The following is a 17,741-nucleotide window of genomic DNA, read 5'->3' as shown; positions in this document are numbered from 1 at the left end:
GAATTCACCTCTCCTATTGAAGATTATGAATATAATTCTCTTTATTATCCTTACTTATCATTTTATTTTACTGCTATATATTATACAAATGATAATTCATTTTCTTTCTGTAAGAATCCTATATTCTTCTCTATTATCCTATACGTATATTTTTTTATAATTTATTAGTAAATAGATATCTTTTAATAGATAATATCTTATATTTTAAATCCATTTTACAATGAAGATAAATTTAAAAACACATTAAAGGATAAAACAAATCAAAAATACTTTTAAACTACAAAAATTCATAAGAACTTTAATAAATTCTATTTCTCATTTTAAATATATCTCATATTCTGATATGATATATACATATCTAAAATACTAGTAAACAATAGTTATGGAGGTGTCCTTTCATGACACAGGATTTATTGTTCATTACAAAACCTACTGTAACGACAAAAGAAGCAGCCGACTTATTAGGAGTAACGGTACAAACAATTTTAAAGAAAGAAAAAGATGGATTAATAGAATGTGTATATAAAGATAACTGGAAGCAATTCGGTAGTAAGATTTTCTATTTAGAGGATATTGAACGTTTAAAAAATATCGAAGAGATTGAGGGTTATAGTACAAAAGAAGCAGCTGAGATTCTTAATGTAGCACCATCTACTGTCTTTACATATATCAAATCTGGAAAACTACCTGCTTCAAAGATTGAAAAGCGCGGAAAAGAAGTATATATCATTGATAAAGATGACCTTGAAACTTTTCAACTTACTTATGAAAAAACTACATCAAAAGAGCGAAAAACATTCATTGCTAAGATTCAAGACGAAGATATATATTTATATCAATTATTAACCCATCAACATACCAGAAAAATAGCGAGAGTAATAGAAATCAATGGAGCAGACGGCAAGATTCTTACAGAAGACGAAGAAATTTTCCCTCTATCCACGTATAAAGAACATAATTACTCCTTTGAACCTTTCCGTAAGCAAGCTGTAATTACAAAACGAGGGTATTTATCTTTTTCATTTAAAAAACCTCAGCTATTTAATTCCATTACTTATAATCTAATAAATTTATTTTACAAAGAGCTAGGTGTCACAAATATGCGATTGAGTATTTCATCAGATACTATTAAATTAGAAATTAAACCTTTCATATTACAAGTTGATCCATTACAGTTTCAAGAAGAGATTAAATACTTACATTCTCATATGAAATCAGGTACGATCCTTCCACATGTAGAAGGAGTTTACTTTAAAAGTAATGTAGATCCATTAACTTTTCATGCGGATCATGAATTTAAGCAAAAAATAGTGCAAATGGCAACGAATGCTGGTATGGGACAGGAAGAATTCTTATTGCAAGCTGTGAAATCTTATATAAAAAATTTAGAACAACAGTAAATATTTATTAATAATAAGAAGCCTGGAAAATAAATCTTTCCACGCTTTTTTAGATTTATAAATTTTAACTTAATAGCAATGTGTACAAAGACATGAAAGTAGGAACTAATCTTATAGTGTAAAATACTGAATTATTAACAGATACATTTTATTTAGTACCCATTTTTTTGTCCTCATATCAAGACAAGAAAATGGGTACTTTTTTAAATTAAGACACCAAAGTGGATACTTTTAAAAAAATAGGGAACTAAATTTTTTATAATAAATATTACATTTGAATATTTGGAGGAATTGAATTTTGAATAAGAAATTATTAGTAGCTTTAACATGTAGTACTTTATTTATGGGGATGACAGCTTGTGAATCTAATGATACTGCTAGCACAGCGGAAAAATCCAAGCAAGAGAGCTCAAAAAAATCAAGCGATACACAGAAAAAAGATACAAAAGAAGAGGTGCCGGTAAAAGAAATAAATGCAACTATTAATGCTGGGCCCTATAAATATAGTCCTAATGGTACAAATAATGAGCATTTCATAATTTATGATAATGCAAAATTCGAAGATAATTTTGATGGGCTTAAAGTATATATGAACCAACTATCTTTAACTAATAAAGAAAGAACTTTAAATGGAAAAGATGTGGGTTCTCTCCGAATTGCATTTACAATTGAAAATACAACAAATTCTACTTTCTCTTTTAGCTTTAATAGGATACGTGCTACTACTAATCAGGGTGATCTATTTGAGCCATCCACATTTATTAAACAAAATTTTATAAATCCTACTAAAAAAATAGATGATACACAGGATAATAAAATTGTATTTAATGATTACGGAACAAAAGATTTGGAATCTATACAGTGGATTGATTTTACTTTTGAAATAAATAAACAAAGTCCTGAAATAACCATTGCGAAGACACAAAAATATAAAATTAGATTTAATATAAATCAGCATTATACAGAGACTACAACTAAACAAGAACAGCCTCAATCTTCTTCAGACAAGGATGCTGCTACATACAAGAATGAAATTAAACCTAAAATTGATTCCATGATAAAAGAGTATAATGATATATGGAATCAAGAAGTAAAATCAGTTTTCAACAAAGAGGGAGAAACTCCAGCAACTGTAGACCAAAATACTTTACAAAAACAAATGGAGATTGTATCAACTAAATACAGGGAATTGTCAAAAGTGAATATCAATTTTAATGCTGCTGATAAAATAAATGACCCTGTTCTAAAAGAAAAAATAAATAAATTTAGAGAAGAGTTTGGTCTTGCGGCAAATTATAGAGAAAATGCAGCAAATGCTATATTGCAAGGGGCACGAGGTGTAGCTCCAATGGAAGACAGAATGAAGGAAGCTCAAAAATCAAGACAACTTTCTGAACAAAAGTTTAGTAGCGCTTCAAGTACTTTAGCTGAATTTGAAACAAAATTAAATTGAACTTAGAAAAAGCATGTTTTAATAAAAAAATTTTTCCGAATGCACTTTTTCTTTTTGTTCTTCTATCAGGGATCATAACGTTAAATTAATCAAACATTTTTCGAAAACTACAACAGTTATTTACGAGAATACAACCTCAACTTAAAAAAGACCACCCCTTTCAATAAAGGAAGTGGTCTTCCTAAATTATCTATTTTCTTAAAATAAACCTATAATAACTTTGATACCTCTTTACTCAGTCATCCGATTATAGGAATAAAATCCATTAATACATGTAATTCTATCCCTATTAAAGCAGAAATAAAAATGATTTTTAAGAAAGTACTCTATTTTTAAGTAAACAATATTATTAATCTAAGTATTATAAAATTAGTAACTCACTTAAGAAGTTTTAAAAGACAAGCTTGTTAATGATGTCCCAACACTTAAGTCGTTTTTTAATACGAGGGATAAACAGGCTACTAATGGTAATGTAATAGTAATTGAGCCATCAGAATTAATCACTATACTAGGACTAGATCCACACTCTTCTCCACCACTTACAATTGATTCTACCCCACCACTCGGAGTAAACGTAACTATAAGACACACATCGATACAAATATCATTTAAAGTATATGCCATTACTTATACCCCTCCCTAAAACAATTTATAATAAGCTATGTAGTAAAAAGGGCTAATGACACAAAAAAATTTTAGATAAATGCGCATTAAGATGTTTTTTCTATTTTTACAGAGACCCGCTCAATTCATCCTTAAAAACACAAGGTAAAGTGAACCCGTTATAGTCCATGAAATGAGCTCTAATCCCCCCTTATCTAAAAAGGAGGAACTATTATTATGGGATATGATTGTAGTAAGCGGTGTACTTTTGAATTTGATCGAACCATTGTAAATCATAAAAACTATAAAATTTCAAATGCAAATACATAAAGCAACACAAAATAGCCCCTTCTCACCAGCAGCGGCTATTTTATATGAAAATACTTCATTAGTTTATATATCCTAAAACACTTACAATCTTACTCGCTTTTAAATTATGAATATGATAATAAATTTCTAAACCTTTTCGCTCAGCTCGTAACACTTTACCCTTCATTTTTGATAAATGTTGTGAAACTGTCGATTGTGGAATATTCAGTAATTCTGTTAATTGTGTTACATTACACGTTTTTCTCGTACTTAATTCATTTACAATTTGTAAGCGGATTGGATGCGCCATAATTTTCAAAATATCTACATCTTCTTCTGAAACTAAACTTTTTCTCAATTCACTTGTATATGTTGTCATAGGACATTCCCCTTTTATATGAACTCCTTTTATTTTGATCTATTTCCAAAATATTTAAAACTCCGATGTAAAACCTTTATATAAAAATAAAGGAATTTTAAATTTTTAAAAACAGAACGAAATACAATTCACTTTATTTATTCTTACATTACATATAAATAATAAAATATTAATATGTGCTCTATGTGAAGTTAGCCTAAATTTATAATGAAGATTTTTCAAATCATTCACATGTAGCTACCGATTTTTCTGCTTTGTGTTTCCCTTCTATCTTTGTTGTTTTCTTTCCTTGAGCTTTTCATTGTTTTCTCTAGGTGCAGGAGTGTTGGTCATATAAAGATCGATACTACTAAGTCGTTTACTACGAGGAGAATATTTCCTTCCTTTCTATTTTCTTGTACAACTTAATCCTGTAATCGTTTTTTTGTTGTTCTTTGGTTAATAGATGAACGCTCACACGAGATGAGACTTTATTGATTATCAAAGTTGATCCACATCAGGATCTAACAAATGAGTCCAAGTAATTAATGCTGTCAACATAACAAAAAGAGTCCTGATTGATACGGACTCTTTTTGGAGTTTTTAAAAAAGTAAACTTTTAAACACATAATTACATTTCTATTATTTATTTCACCACTTGAACAGATGCTGGTTTCCACCCCTGATTCTCTACCCAATCAATATCAACCTTATATTTTTTATTACTTTGCTTATCTCGTACATTACCGTAGGCTTTATTATCACCATTATTCCCAATAAAATCGAAAATCAATTGGCTCTCTGGAACATCAACAGCATAAGAAATTGCTTGTTTCATCTCACTCCAATCTACTGTTCCTTCTTTAAATTTCATTTCAGGTTTTGCTCCTTGCACTGTACCAATTGGCTTCCAAGAAGGATTAGTTTGAGAACCCTTTTCTTGAGATGCCGTTTTTTCTCCCTCTTTATTTTCATTTCCGTTCATTTTTACCGATTTTTCTGCTTTTTGTTTCTCTTCTAACAGTGCTGCTTCTTTCTCCTCACGTTCCTTCTCTTCTAACTGCGCTGCTTCTTTCTCCTCACGTTCCTTCTCTTCTAACTGCGCTGCTTCCTTCTCCTCACGTTCCTTCTCTTCTAACTGTACTGCTTCTTTCTCTTTACGTTTCTTCTCTTCTAACTGCGCTGCTTCTTTCTCTTTACGTTTCTTCTCTTCTATCTTTGTTGCTTTCTTTTCTTGAGCAATTGCTTTCTTTGATGTATCAGAAGGGGAAAACAACTGGTATGTCACTATACCAACTGTCACTAATACCAAAGTAAATGCAATATTAAAAACCACCTTTTTACGACGATTTTGTTGTTTTTCTTGAAACCTGCTTACTTGTCCCATTTTTTAAACCCCCGAGTTTATTTTCTCTTCTAATCTTTATGCATTATTCTTATAATTCTTAATATTTTTATTAAACGATGGAAATAAATCACAATTCCCATACAAGATTTCATATCATAATAAAATTTGTGTTGATTCAAGCATCTGACATATGTTATTCAAAAATATTTTAATACATTAAAAATTGATAAACTCCTGTTCGTAAGAAACCTTCAATTTTATTCAAAGATGATTCCAATTACGTCCACATTAGATCTCCTGTAGAAATCTTTTTAACAATTAAGCCCCTTCTTCCCTTATTTATAATTTTTAAATTAAACTGCCCTCTATGGTACAATAAAGATGTGTTGTTTTCTACTGGGGTATGTCGTAAAATCAGAAGGGATTTTATCTCTTTTACCTTTTTTTCAGAGTAACTTTCACCACTAGGAAACTCTATTATTCCTAATGTAATCTTTAATTCGCTTTCATCAAAAGTCCAATCCTTATTAAGTTCCCTTATCTTTTGTATAAAGCTTCTTTTGGTTTTTCCTATATAGATCAATGTTTCATTTTTAGCATATACTCTAGAGATTGCAAATATTCCCTTCTTAAAAGCTTCTTCTCTACTATAAAAATCATTTAAACTATACAATCCATACCATTTAATATGTACTTTTTCTATTAATCTCACCTCATTTTTAGATAATATTATAATTTCTGAATGTTCAAATTATTGTGGATACATAGCCTTGATTACTTGAATTATAAATAGTGCTTTTCAATAATACATTTTATTATTACTAATTTCAATAATGAATATGTATATCTCAACATGAATTTCCTATCATTGGTTTCGTCAAGTAAGGCTCATAATTCTCTTCAATAATTTTATCGTTCTGTGGTGGGAGAATCCTTGTACAGGGGAAATGGCGCGTCAGCCGGATGAGTTGATTTTTCGTTTTCTAAATACCTTTTCTTAAAATGATATGAGGTGTTTTCACGTAGGACGTCATTTGCATAGAATAGCGTACTTTTTTGGGGAAATTCGAAAATAACACCTTCACAGGAATCGGACACTCGTCGATAAGCGCCACGCCCCCTCTTTGATACATTTCGTTTGCTAAATTGATAAGCATTTCAAATGCCATCCCACCCCACGGTTTCCTAGTCCCATTGTTATTCCTCGCTTCCTACATGTAAATTTCTACTTCAATAAAATATGCAATATTTCATATTTTATTATTATAATATTACTTTATTATTTATCACTTTCGATCCTATCATTGAAATTCATTAATAAACCAACATTTGTAATTTAATTCCTGATGTTTATTTCTCTTATAACACGTTAATTTTATATATTAAAATAATCATACTGGAATTTCTTGTTCTGTACATCTATACTTGTCTTGTGTATTATATAGCGGAAGAGTAAGGTAAGAGTTACTCTTTGCCATTTTAGGAAAGGGCCTGTTGGAGACAACAGGTCCTTTCTTCGTAAAAGGATTATTTTGTTTAAATTCCATTTACTCTTTGCTAAAATTTAGTAAAAAATATCATGTTAATAGAGAAGCAATCATGAAGCATACTATAAACTTATGGTCTTTTATTTTTTCATTTATTTGTGTTGGTTTACTTATCCTATACTTTGAAAATGAATCTATTAATACAGCGATGAATTGGAGTTCTACCGACCCAATAATTTTTTTACTAATATTAACAGCTTGGACATTCATTGGTGGCCTTATAGGAATGAATACGCCAACTACTTCGAAAACAACGATTAGAAGTATAATTACAATCACACTTACATTGTTCTTACTTTTGTACTTAATATTAATAGTGTGTTTTAAGTATCTTTAATCGCATCGTAATTATTAAATTTGTTTTTTGGATTTTAATAGAATAAAACTCAATATTCTGTCAATACTGTATATGACATTAGATTTTCTCCTTGTTCCCCCTTGGAGAACCAAGCAGTTAGCTTTTGCTAGCTGCTCTTATTTATTGTTTGGTTTAAACCATCCTTATTCTTTTGCTTCATCCATTAACTTTTCTATCGTGATATCTGTTTTCCCTAATATATTTTCCAGAGTTTTATTAACTGTCCATATCTGTGATCCGCTTAATCCACGTAATGGCGCATCAATCATAGACATTGACAAACTCAAAATGTTCTTTTTAAGTTGTTCGAGTTGTTCTGTTTCTTTCATATCCATTCCCTTTTGTATTAAAATGAAATTTTCATTATAAATATAGAAGAAACTTTTCCAAAGTGGAAAAATAGAGAAATAACAGGAGTTAAGTTTATGGAGCTATTAGAACTGAAGAAAAATACTTTTTATAAAATAGTGAAGGAATATGAAGAAAACAAAGTAGCAACTAACTTATAACAAATTAGAGCCGAAAATTTCTTAGAGTAGAAAAATCAGCTTCTTTTATGTCGAAATTTGCTTAGCGTATATTTTCGTTAAAATGTGGGCGGTACCCCATGCCCATCAAGCTAAGATTAAGTAAAAGTCCGTCAACTAGATTTTTTCTATTTTCTAAAGAGTTGATATCAGCTTTCTAAAAATCTGCATACCAAATAAACCCTAACGGGTTTCATTTTTTTAATTAAGCTACATGATTGTGAGTAACGAAATAATTGTACACGACACCCAATATATCAAAGACTGTTTTCTTCTCATATCGATGGGACTTCCGTCCATTTTTATGCAAGAGATTGAACAAACGAAAAAAGTTTTTTGTTAATTCTTGGATGTCTTTTTGTAAAGATTGATAGATAAGTGGAAAATAATCTTTTATGATATAAATCGCTTTATATTCGCTTAATTCTCGTTTCTTCTTGATGAGGATTAATTGGCGCATTTGAAACATGGTGGAGGAACAAAGAAGGATGCTAATTAATTGTCCGTATAAGTGACATTCTAGTCGTTCTAATTTTACAGAATTACAGTGATGAATACGAAAAAATGATTTCCATGTTTTAAAGATAAGTTCAATTTGCCATCGTAAGGAGTAAAAATCGTATACTTGTTCTTTTGGTAGATATTCCAATAGAATATTTGTAATGTAAAAGTTAATTGCACTAAGTCGTTTACTGCGATCTTTATAGGTCATTTGCTTCTTATGTTCTTTAGATGCTAAATCCTTTTGCCTACGTTTCATTTGCGTTTCAGTTAATTTATACAGAATAAGTCTTGCAGGAAGCTTTTGATACATTCCGATATAAATCTCAGGGATTTCATATGTTTCACCAGGTTGTAATTGGTCAATAAATTGTTCCATATCTAGTTGGATGTACTCAGAATGTTTTTTCATCATTCCATTTTGAAAGTATTCAGGCTCTTTGTTTCTCTGATATATACGAGTATTGAGCTTTAATCGTGAAATAAAATAAGCACCACACTCGCTTATAGTATGTAAATCTTTTAAGTCGAAGTATCCTAAATCACGTATACATACATCGTGTGGTTGAAGAGACGTTAAACATGTAGAACCATAAGTTTTATCATTGTGCTTTCCCGATCCTACATGAACATGTAGGAACTGACCACTTAGTAAATCATACTCAAGTTGAATTTTCACACCTGCACTATGCCCACTACCTCCTGAACCTTGATATGTAGAGGCGAATTTATCTGGAATCTGAAAATGTGTAGAATCCAATACACGAATCCTACGAAAATAGTTTGTATACGATGTTAGAATGTGGCTAGATGAACAAAATTGTTGATGGAGTAAAGATGCTAATATTTATTGTAAAAACTGAACAGCTTGAGAGTTAAAGCGTTGATTGAGTCCTTCTGGACTCATAGAAATACATGTGTTAGCTTCTAATCGACTACATAGTTGTGTCAATGAAGTGTTCGCTAAGTTTTGGCTTAACCAGACACACAGAGCAACTAAATCTTGTCCACGATATTTGCTTTTTCGTTGGACAAATCCTAGTTCTCTGGCTAACTTTTCTAAAGCATGCGGTGACATATATCGTTGCAATTCTTTAGAAAACAATTCTAGTTCATCAGAAATCGCTAAATTCATACCAAAAACGCCATCCTTTCTGTATATTTCTACAAAAAGAATAGCGTTTTTTTGGAATTATAGATATAAATTCATCTTAGATGGATGGTCCTATTATAAATTAAATAAAGAACTTACCCTCAACCACTTTTTTACCAGTACCACCTATATAAAGTTCTATATCTTTTTCTTTTTTAGATATAAACAATTCTATTAGACAAGGCATTTTTACAATCATACCTTGCTCAGCTAGAAGGTGAATACATTTTTGTTTACTATAATAATTCTTGGCAAGATATGCTCCAACAGCAGCGTTCCCCATACCACAAGCAGGATCTTCCATACCTTCCCTGGGGCACAGATTTCTAGTGTGAAAATCAAAATCCTCTCCATAAGTATCAAATGTGAATATTTGCACCTCACGGACACCCAAATTCTCACACAACTCTTGTAACAATTGAGCGTCGCGTTTAACTGACATTAATGCACTTAAAGAATTTACTGCTATCACTAAATATTTCACGCCTAAATCAATCGTTTAAAAAGGAATAAATGAAAAAATCAATCACTAAAATCACATATTATTTAAGAGTGAAAGGACATACAAAATATGAAAAAAATTTAACCAAAATCACAATGATAAGCGGTATTATCTTAATATTCTATCAATTTTAAAAATGGTATTTAACTCAATTCCTTACTCCATTTGTTATGCCACTTCTTTCAATAGCAATTCATGGATGGTTTTTCATATTATTAATTATACATCTTGCTAGATATAAAAATCCGAAACCTTTAATTATTCAATTAATCATAATAATTATTTGGATATATACCCCCTTTACAAATATATATATAAAATTAGATTTTTTAATTTACAAAGACGATCGAAAACAAGTTATAGAACTTATAGAACATAAAAACTTAATCCCTAATGTATCCTATGATAATAACCAAATTCATTTGCCTCCAAAATTTAAAGCTACATCAAAGGGGGGAGGAGATGTAATTGTCCACTATGGGAAGAAAAATGCTTCAGTTTTCTTCTATACTTATCGTGGCCTAATAGACAACTTTTCTGGATTTATTTACTCGCCCAATGATGTAAAACCAAATGAAGACGATTTTAATAGTATCTTTAGAGATATAATGAAAATAAAAAAAATTGGTACTATGTTACATCTCACTAAGAACACAATTATTTTTTCCTGACTTTTTCAATGATTGCATCCATATATGTGCTCCCCTTTACCATGCCACGCGATACGTATGGCGGAATTAACTTTATTAAATGGAATTGTTTGAAAGAGAAGGAATCTACTTAGAATGATAATTTAGTAGGATAGGAAACCGTAAACGGAGCGTGTCTTTGGGGGCACTGACTAATCCCCCTTTTGGAATCGTATATAACGTGAATTCTTTTCCGATGCATCCTACTAGTAAAATCACGAGCAAGAAACTAAGGAACAATCTACATTTCATAAAGCCCTGCCCCTCTTTAACATGCAATCCAGTGAAATAATTTGTTTCAGATATGTAGAAATATGGTTTAACCAGCAATCAATAATCAGGTGTTTTTACCTTAAGTATACCTGAGTCTATTTATTTCCCAATCCGAAAGAGATAAATAGTTTTGTTCCCATTCATGAAATAGCACGATGAATGCATAATTACATATCTATTTAATTACTTTTAGTGTTATATTTTAATAGCGATGAATGCTATTATTTCATAAGTTGTCAACAAGCGTTATGTATGTATGAGAAAAAGGAAGGAGTCAAATAGGCCCTTCTTTTTTTCTTCCAATTAAATAAATTGCTCTCTGGTAAAAATTTAAATAGTGATGCTGATTCACAGGCGTCTAATTATTGCTGGTATGATCACTTTACCTATTGTGGCAATACTTATGAGAAGTAAGTACTCTTTTATTTACGATAAAATGGAATTATTATCGTTTATTTCTCAACATTTAACATATTGAATTAAATTCCCTTTATTGTTATTATAATGGTGACAGTTTGTTTTCAAGTGCTTTAATTTAAGGACCTGATTTAATACATCAGGTCCTTCTTAATTTTCTCACTAATAAGATAATATTTTTTAACTAGATAGACATATGTTATTTTATACAGACACTTCACTCATAAAAATCTAGCTTTTTTAAGAGCATGCTTATACGCTTATTCTTCCTACTTGCTATGAAATAAAGGTTTCGTTTTTGTACACCTGAATTTTCACAAGCACCCCATTTATTTCAAATTCATTCTAATCTTTAATCAGATATAGCCTTAATAAGCTAGCAAATCCCTAAGTCTTAAATACCAGATATGAATATAAACAATTAATAATATATTATTAAAATTAAGATACACAAATGTGGGACAAATTAAAATTTTACACAATGCCCTAGGATAATAAGATTGTTTTCTTCTCATTTCTATAGGATGTTTGTCCGTTTTTCTGCAAAAAATTAAACTGCTACGATGATTGCCTTGTTAATTCTTTAATTTCTTTTATCAAATATTCATAAACAAGTGGAGAATAGTAGGAAAACAAATAAGACTGCTAATCAAATGCACGTATAAGTGGCATATTAGTTTTTCTAATTTTACAGAATCACAATAATCAATACCTTAAAAATAAACTTCATTTTTAAAGATCTATTAAATTTGCAACAAATAAATAAAAATCATGTATTTGTTCCATCTAAACCTATTCTATAGGTATAATCATTATTCTCACATACTTCAACTTAAAAATTTCTCACTATGCATGTCATATTTTAATTGAATTTTTATATCTGCTACTTGTACAAAAACACTTGATTAGAATACAAACTTGCTAAATATTCTAATACTTGAAAATAGTTATTAGCAAATTTAAAATGACTGAGATTCTATATACTTTTTTTAAAAGTAATAAATAATTATAAATAAAAAGAGAAGAACCCACCATAGTTCTTCTCTTTTTATTTATAAATTTAGGGTTTTCATATCTGTTGATATGAATAGCAGTAAATTAATGGATGAATAATTTACTAACAAAATTATAACATGTTATACAAAAGCTTTTATATGCAATATTGCATATAAAAATTCAATTTTCAAACAATCACATATTATAAAATAACAACTCAATTAGTTGTTATTTTATAATTAAACAGATAATAAAAAAGCAACTCGGATTGGGGTTCGAGTTGCTTTTTTAAATAATGCTTATATATATATTATAACATTTCGCGTAATAAATCCAATATTAAGTGACTAACTTTTCTTATTTCTCAATATTTTCAGTTTTATAAAATTACTCTTTAGCGTTTGGAAAACTATTATAATTACCAAAATCTATTAAATTTTTCCAAAAATATACTTCTTAATGAATGATAGAATGTTATACTATTTCATGAGTATAATTGCTTTTACAATTTGTTGAAAATAGATACTCAATAACTTTTGATCATCCGATGTTTTTTTCATAATATAAATTCCTCCTTTTAAAATTTTTTATCCTATAATATTTCATATCCATATCTGAATAACTTTATAATACTAAACCCTACTTCGACTTACCATTTCACCTGTAATGGAAAAAGGTTATATTTTTTCTATTCGAAACTAATTTGAAAGGATTTTTTATCAAATGAAAAATACCGCTATTCAAACTAAATCCACTAACATGATTGGAACGGAAAATAGCAATAAGGAAACAACTACAAATTCTTTACAAGCAATATTAGAAATAAAAGTAAAAGAAGGACAGTTCCGGGAATTTATGGATTGTATACAGCTTGAAACAAATATTGAATTTTGTTATAGAGTTACAGGAAAGACTGACTTTATTGCTAAAATTATAATAACTGATTTGAGAGAATTAGAAGAATTTGTTGATAATTATATTTCTGTAGCTCAAATAATATCTAATCTTATAATATTCAAAACAAATACTAATTATGATTTGACAGATAATTAAGGTTATAAGCGACTTTTCCTAATAATAAACACCATAACAAAAAACTACACTCCTAACAATTTGGGTGTAGTTTTTTGACAATATAAATTAAGTTTAAGTCACAACTCTAAAACATAATATAAATACATTACTACACAAAATGCATAGTAAAATGGTACTAATACTCTCATATCTATATAAAGAATTAATGTGGATATTGTTTCATTTGAGAAATCTACTAATAGCGTAGTTGAAATTTAATTGCTTATTTGAATTGGAATTAGGAAATGATATTGACTATTTTAATTATAATTAAAGGCGAACTAAAAGAAATGAGTACTGTATAATACAGTACTCATTTCTACATAGTTATTTATACGTTGTTTCGACGTTATAAAATTTACTTCATTAGCTATTCTTTTCATTTAATACGCTGCTATTAAAATGATTTTGGAGCAACTTCTTGTTGTAAAACTTCTATTTTTTTTCTATGATTTAGTTCGTTAAGATAAATTACCATCATAGTAGCAGCAACAACCGTACCTATCACTCCAAAAAGATGACCTGCATTCATAATCCCAATCCATTGAATAGGTAATGCTAACGATAAAGGTAAAGCGGCTTTGGTAAACTGGAATGCTAGTGTAGATCGACTAGACCAAATAACCGTTTCTTCTTTTGTTTTAATAAAGTCAAACATGACAGTTCTTTGATTGATACGTGAACGATTAAAAACAAAACCAAGCATAAATGAAACGGCAATTGCTAAATACCAGGAATGCACTAATCCTAAAGTAATATCAAAAACAGCAATTAATAGAAAAATTGACCTTGGAATAAATTTTTCAAATTTCCCAACAAGTGTAGCTAATAAAGCCCCTAAACCTGCTGCAGCACTAACAAATCCATACTGCATAGGATCCCAACGATATACATCGTGAAATAAAATTGGTACTAAAAAATTAAATGATGCAAGTTGTATTGTTAAAACAGCAATACCAGTAATTGTAATCCATAATATTTTTGAATTATCTATTGGATTTATTTTTTCAATATGATTTGATACAGGTTTTTTATTTTGCTGAACATCTTTACTTTTTAATAGCGGCATTAGAAGAGGTAAAAATACCCCAATACCTAAAGAGAATGCTAAACCATAAAGTACATTATTAAATCCACCTACATTCATCATAAATCCTGCTATTGCGTTCCCACCAAATGCTCCAATTTGTATTGCAGTTTGTAACATATTTGAAGCCTTTCCTGCTGGAATTTCTCCTGATAATACCATTTGAGACATATAAGTTTCCAAGCTTTGCGTAGATAAAAATAAAATAATAGAAAAAACACCTGCAAAAATATATAAAGTAAAAACATTAATATGATCACTATTCAAAAGACTTATTATAATCAGAATAATACCGATGCAACGGACACCAGAGAAAATTAACAATGGACTTTTTGTTAACCACATCTTAAGACTTTTCGAATATTTTTGCATAAAGAATGGTAACAAACTCATTAATGTTAATATAATTCCTAAATGAGTAACTGATCCCCCTTTATCCAAAATTGTCCAGGTTAGAGTTACTGTTAACATACCTTCCCCACAAAGAGTCAGCGCCAATAGTACTATAAATATAAATTGAATTGGCATTATACATTCCTTCTTTCTTATATCGGTTGTTTGACCTTAAATTTGTTTTAACTTGTTTAAAGAAAGGGATTTGGAAAATACATAACAAAATTGCACATTGAAAATGTTCTGTTATACCCGCCCTAAATACTATTAGATTGTTATTTAAATACTGTAAACAATCCAATCACTCTTATTTGCTTTTTGTTTTTTATAGAAATTTTGGGCAACTATATTATCTTTTGCGGTAACCCATTCCATATATGCATAATTATTGTCTTGGACGTACTTTTTACAAGTATTAAATAACATATCCCCAATACCCAATTTTCTATAATCAGGGATAACAAATAAATCATTTAAAATCATTGCTCTTCCCATACTTAACGTACTGAAAGTGGTATATAAAGTAGCAAATCCTATTGGCTCTTTATTAATCGTACAAACATAGAATAATCCCAAATCTTTATTTTCTATTATAGTATTTACTAATTTATCTAAAGAACTTTTTTCACGCACAGGCTTTTCATAGAATTCCATATATATTCTAATTAAATTGATAACAGTCTCTCTATCATCATAGGTCGCTTCAAAAATTTCAATATTCTCGAGATTGTTCATAGTCTTTTCTCCCCCTATACTCCAGTAATCATTTTCGCTATTCTCTTACCAATACCAGGAGCCAACTTTACTCCACCACCACTCCAGCCAGTTGCAACGATTAAACCTTCTACTTGTGGAAATTGTTCTATAATTCCTCGATTATCTGATGTATATGCATCAAAGCTTCTTCTTCCACCTATAAATAAGTTTTTATTTAGATATGGCAATCTACTTTTTGAATTTTGAAGCATTTTTTCTAAGTCATTTGGGTCAATTGACATTTTTTTGTCTGGATCAATATCATACTTATCTACTGGATATCCTACTAGAGAAGTACCTAGATTATCAGGTCTGCCATATAATCCAGTACTATCATCTATAAAAATTGGATGGTCTTTTTGTCCTATTCCATCAAAGAAATGAATTTGAATAATTTTACTTCTTACTGGAATTTTAATACCTATAGTATCTAATATATTTCCACTCCAGGCTCCAGCTGCCACAACAACATGTTTACAATGTATAGTCCCATAGGAGGTTTTAACACCTACAACACAGTTATTATCCATTAAAATTCCTTTCACTTCTATTCCTTCACAAGCTAATGCACCTTTAGTTTTAGATGTTTCAATCCATGTATTCGTGGCTAACGATGGGCTAATGTACCCTGCTTGTTCCTCGTAAGCCACACAGCTGTTTTTAGGCAAATTTATAAATTCAAATTCTTTCTTTAATACTTCAGATGAAAGGATACTAATTTTATGTCCAGATTTTCTAAGTTCTCCAATTTGCTTTTCCATTTTTATATGTTGTGTTTCATTTTCAACATATAACATTCCAGTCTGCTTAAATTTAACCTCTTCACTAATACTAAAAAAATCATTTATTCCTTCTTTTGCTATTTCAGTTAGATAAGGATCATTATGATAGACCCTTATAAAACCTCCGGATTGGCCTGTTGATCCACTACTAAAGGAATTTTTCTCTAATAAAATTGTATTTGTAATATTTTGCTTGGTTAAATAATACTGTATAGCTGCACCAATAATGCCGCCGCCAATAATAACTACATCAGCTGAATGTTTTATGATAATTCACCTCAACAAAAGATTTATCAATAACTTGTGCAATTATCCATGAAGCTCCTAAACGATCTCCATTGCTTGAAAATTTAATTGTAGAATTACCTGTTGCTAATTCATTAATTAAATTTTCTACATTAGATTCAATACATTCTAATAGATACGAAGCTGCAAGAAATGATGTTTCTACATAATCCTCTTTTGCTTTTATGGTAAAAGCATCGTTAGAATAATCTTGGGCTAATTCTATAAATTCATCTACATAAGAATCATCTGAAGCTATAAAAATTCCTTTATACCCTCTCATCCTCAGTTCCCTTAGATAAGTTGCGGAGTTAAAGTGTGTCCCAGCAAAGAATATTGCATCGCTATGCTTATTATTTTCACTATTAAAATCTTCAATTCTAGTAACTTCTTTAAATGAAGAATTTGCACTTTGATACAGTAAATCTGCTAGGCTTTTCCCGTAAAATGTTTCATCAGAAACTGCCTTAATCGTTTGAATATCTTTAGTTTTCAAAAAATTAATAACAGTTTCAGCTTGTACCAAATCATTAGAACAAAACCTAAATACTAATTCCTCGTTATTAAGCGTAACGTCTAAATTAGTCGATGCAGGAACTAAGAATGGAATTTTCGCCTTGGAATAAAACGGTATTGCTTTTAAAGCACATGCACTATTAAAGTGTCCAATTACAGCAACAACCCCTGATTCAATCATTTTTTTAGAAATATCTTTGATGGTGTTTGGATCTCCTTTATCATCTTGATAAACCCATTCGATGTTACCAGCATAATTTAGCTTCGCACGATTTACACCCTCAATTAACATTTGTCCGTATACAGACCTAGGACCTGAAAAAGGGCCTACTACTCCAATTTTTATTTTCTCTTTCATAATTTGAGCTCCCTATATATTTTTTATTAGGAAATATGAGGAGGTAAGTACTCCCC

General features: G+C 29.8%; 13 protein-coding genes and 5 pseudogenes. 6 read left to right on the top strand and 12 right to left on the bottom strand.

The window, feature by feature from the left end; genetic code table 11:
- The first annotated feature begins 398 nt into the window (after window positions 1-398).
- Together QCI46_RS27855 and QCI46_RS27850 are read left to right on the top strand one after the other, a co-directional pair.
- Window positions 399-1,400, top strand: a complete 1,002-nt coding sequence (locus QCI46_RS27855) for a helix-turn-helix domain-containing protein (RefSeq protein WP_353841970.1) — start codon at window positions 399-401, stop codon at window positions 1,398-1,400.
- 298 nt (window positions 1,401-1,698) lie between these two features.
- A complete protein-coding gene (locus tag QCI46_RS27850; protein WP_353841969.1) occupies window positions 1,699-2,853 on the top strand; it encodes a ribonuclease in 1,155 nt (384 codons plus the stop codon).
- A gap of 381 nt (window positions 2,854-3,234) precedes the next feature.
- Here QCI46_RS27850 and QCI46_RS27845 read toward each other — a convergent pair whose 3' ends face one another.
- Window positions 3,235-3,477 carry a hypothetical protein gene (locus QCI46_RS27845; RefSeq protein WP_353841968.1) on the bottom strand — a complete coding sequence of 81 codons (243 nt, stop codon included), beginning with the start codon at window positions 3,475-3,477 and terminating at the stop codon, window positions 3,235-3,237.
- 243 nt (window positions 3,478-3,720) lie between these two features.
- Between QCI46_RS27845 and QCI46_RS27840 the strand changes: the two are divergent.
- A pseudogene (locus QCI46_RS27840) lies at window positions 3,721-3,786 on the top strand (DUF2187 family protein); the annotation flags it as partial.
- Window positions 3,787-3,844: 58 nt separating this feature from the next.
- Here QCI46_RS27840 and QCI46_RS27835 read toward each other — a convergent pair.
- The 5 genes and pseudogenes from QCI46_RS27835 to QCI46_RS27810 form a co-directional block, all read right to left on the bottom strand.
- A complete protein-coding gene (locus QCI46_RS27835; RefSeq protein ID WP_060487300.1) occupies window positions 3,845-4,144 on the bottom strand; it encodes an ArsR/SmtB family transcription factor in 300 nt (99 codons plus the stop codon).
- 625 nt (window positions 4,145-4,769) lie between these two features.
- Window positions 4,770-5,510, bottom strand: coding sequence for a YrrS family protein (locus QCI46_RS27825; RefSeq protein ID WP_262751746.1), 741 nt, complete (start codon window positions 5,508-5,510; stop codon window positions 4,770-4,772).
- 238 nt (window positions 5,511-5,748) lie between these two features.
- Window positions 5,749-6,183 (bottom strand): hypothetical protein, encoded by a 435-nt coding sequence (locus tag QCI46_RS27820; RefSeq protein ID WP_002004029.1) that lies wholly within the window; start codon window positions 6,181-6,183, stop codon window positions 5,749-5,751.
- A gap of 355 nt (window positions 6,184-6,538) precedes the next feature.
- Window positions 6,539-6,666 (bottom strand): annotated as a pseudogene (locus tag QCI46_RS27815) (Holliday junction resolvase RecU); the annotation flags it as partial.
- Between the two features lie 853 nt (window positions 6,667-7,519).
- Complete coding sequence (locus QCI46_RS27810) at window positions 7,520-7,705, bottom strand: hypothetical protein (RefSeq protein ID WP_097890069.1); 186 nt, start codon at window positions 7,703-7,705, stop codon at window positions 7,520-7,522.
- A 33-nt stretch (window positions 7,706-7,738) separates the two neighbouring features.
- On the opposite strand from QCI46_RS27810, the pseudogene QCI46_RS27805 reads away from it, so the two are divergent.
- Window positions 7,739-7,885: pseudogene (locus QCI46_RS27805) on the top strand (recombinase family protein); the annotation flags it as partial.
- Window positions 7,886-8,108: 223 nt separating this feature from the next.
- Here QCI46_RS27805 and QCI46_RS27800 read toward each other — a convergent pair.
- Window positions 8,109-9,539 (bottom strand): annotated as a pseudogene (locus QCI46_RS27800) (IS4 family transposase).
- A gap of 100 nt (window positions 9,540-9,639) precedes the next feature.
- The gene (locus QCI46_RS27795) at window positions 9,640-10,041 is read right to left on the bottom strand and encodes a PhzF family phenazine biosynthesis protein (RefSeq protein ID WP_353841967.1); all 402 of its coding nucleotides are present in this window, start codon (window positions 10,039-10,041) and stop codon (window positions 9,640-9,642) included.
- 113 nt (window positions 10,042-10,154) lie between these two features.
- Here QCI46_RS27795 and QCI46_RS27790 point away from each other — a divergent pair.
- Both QCI46_RS27790 and QCI46_RS27785 read left to right on the top strand, forming a co-directional pair.
- Window positions 10,155-10,708: pseudogene (locus QCI46_RS27790) on the top strand (hypothetical protein).
- Between the two features lie 2,449 nt (window positions 10,709-13,157).
- Window positions 13,158-13,487, top strand: coding sequence for an Lrp/AsnC family transcriptional regulator (locus QCI46_RS27785; RefSeq protein ID WP_353841966.1), 330 nt, complete (start codon window positions 13,158-13,160; stop codon window positions 13,485-13,487).
- Window positions 13,488-13,905: 418 nt separating this feature from the next.
- On the opposite strand, the gene QCI46_RS27780 is transcribed toward QCI46_RS27785, so the two are convergent.
- The 4 genes from QCI46_RS27780 to QCI46_RS27765 form a co-directional block, all read right to left on the bottom strand.
- Window positions 13,906-15,123, bottom strand: a complete 1,218-nt coding sequence (locus QCI46_RS27780) for an MFS transporter (protein WP_097890065.1) — start codon at window positions 15,121-15,123, stop codon at window positions 13,906-13,908.
- A gap of 144 nt (window positions 15,124-15,267) precedes the next feature.
- Entirely contained in the window at window positions 15,268-15,723 is a 456-nt protein-coding gene (locus QCI46_RS27775; protein ID WP_353841965.1) for a GNAT family N-acetyltransferase, read from the bottom strand.
- Window positions 15,724-15,737: 14 nt separating this feature from the next.
- Complete coding sequence (locus QCI46_RS27770; RefSeq protein WP_262720456.1) at window positions 15,738-16,766, bottom strand: NAD(P)/FAD-dependent oxidoreductase; 1,029 nt, start codon at window positions 16,764-16,766, stop codon at window positions 15,738-15,740.
- Between the two features lie 10 nt (window positions 16,767-16,776).
- A complete protein-coding gene (locus QCI46_RS27765; RefSeq protein ID WP_097890062.1) occupies window positions 16,777-17,685 on the bottom strand; it encodes a branched-chain amino acid ABC transporter substrate-binding protein in 909 nt (302 codons plus the stop codon).
- Between the last annotated feature and the right edge of the window lie 56 nt (window positions 17,686-17,741).

The sequence above is a fragment of the Bacillus cereus group sp. RP32 genome (assembly GCF_040459735.1).
In the GTDB taxonomy this organism is placed as follows: domain Bacteria; phylum Bacillota; class Bacilli; order Bacillales; family Bacillaceae_G; genus Bacillus_A; species Bacillus_A wiedmannii.
Note: the sequence above shows the minus strand (reverse complement) of the source record. Positions and strands in the feature narration are given on the sequence as shown.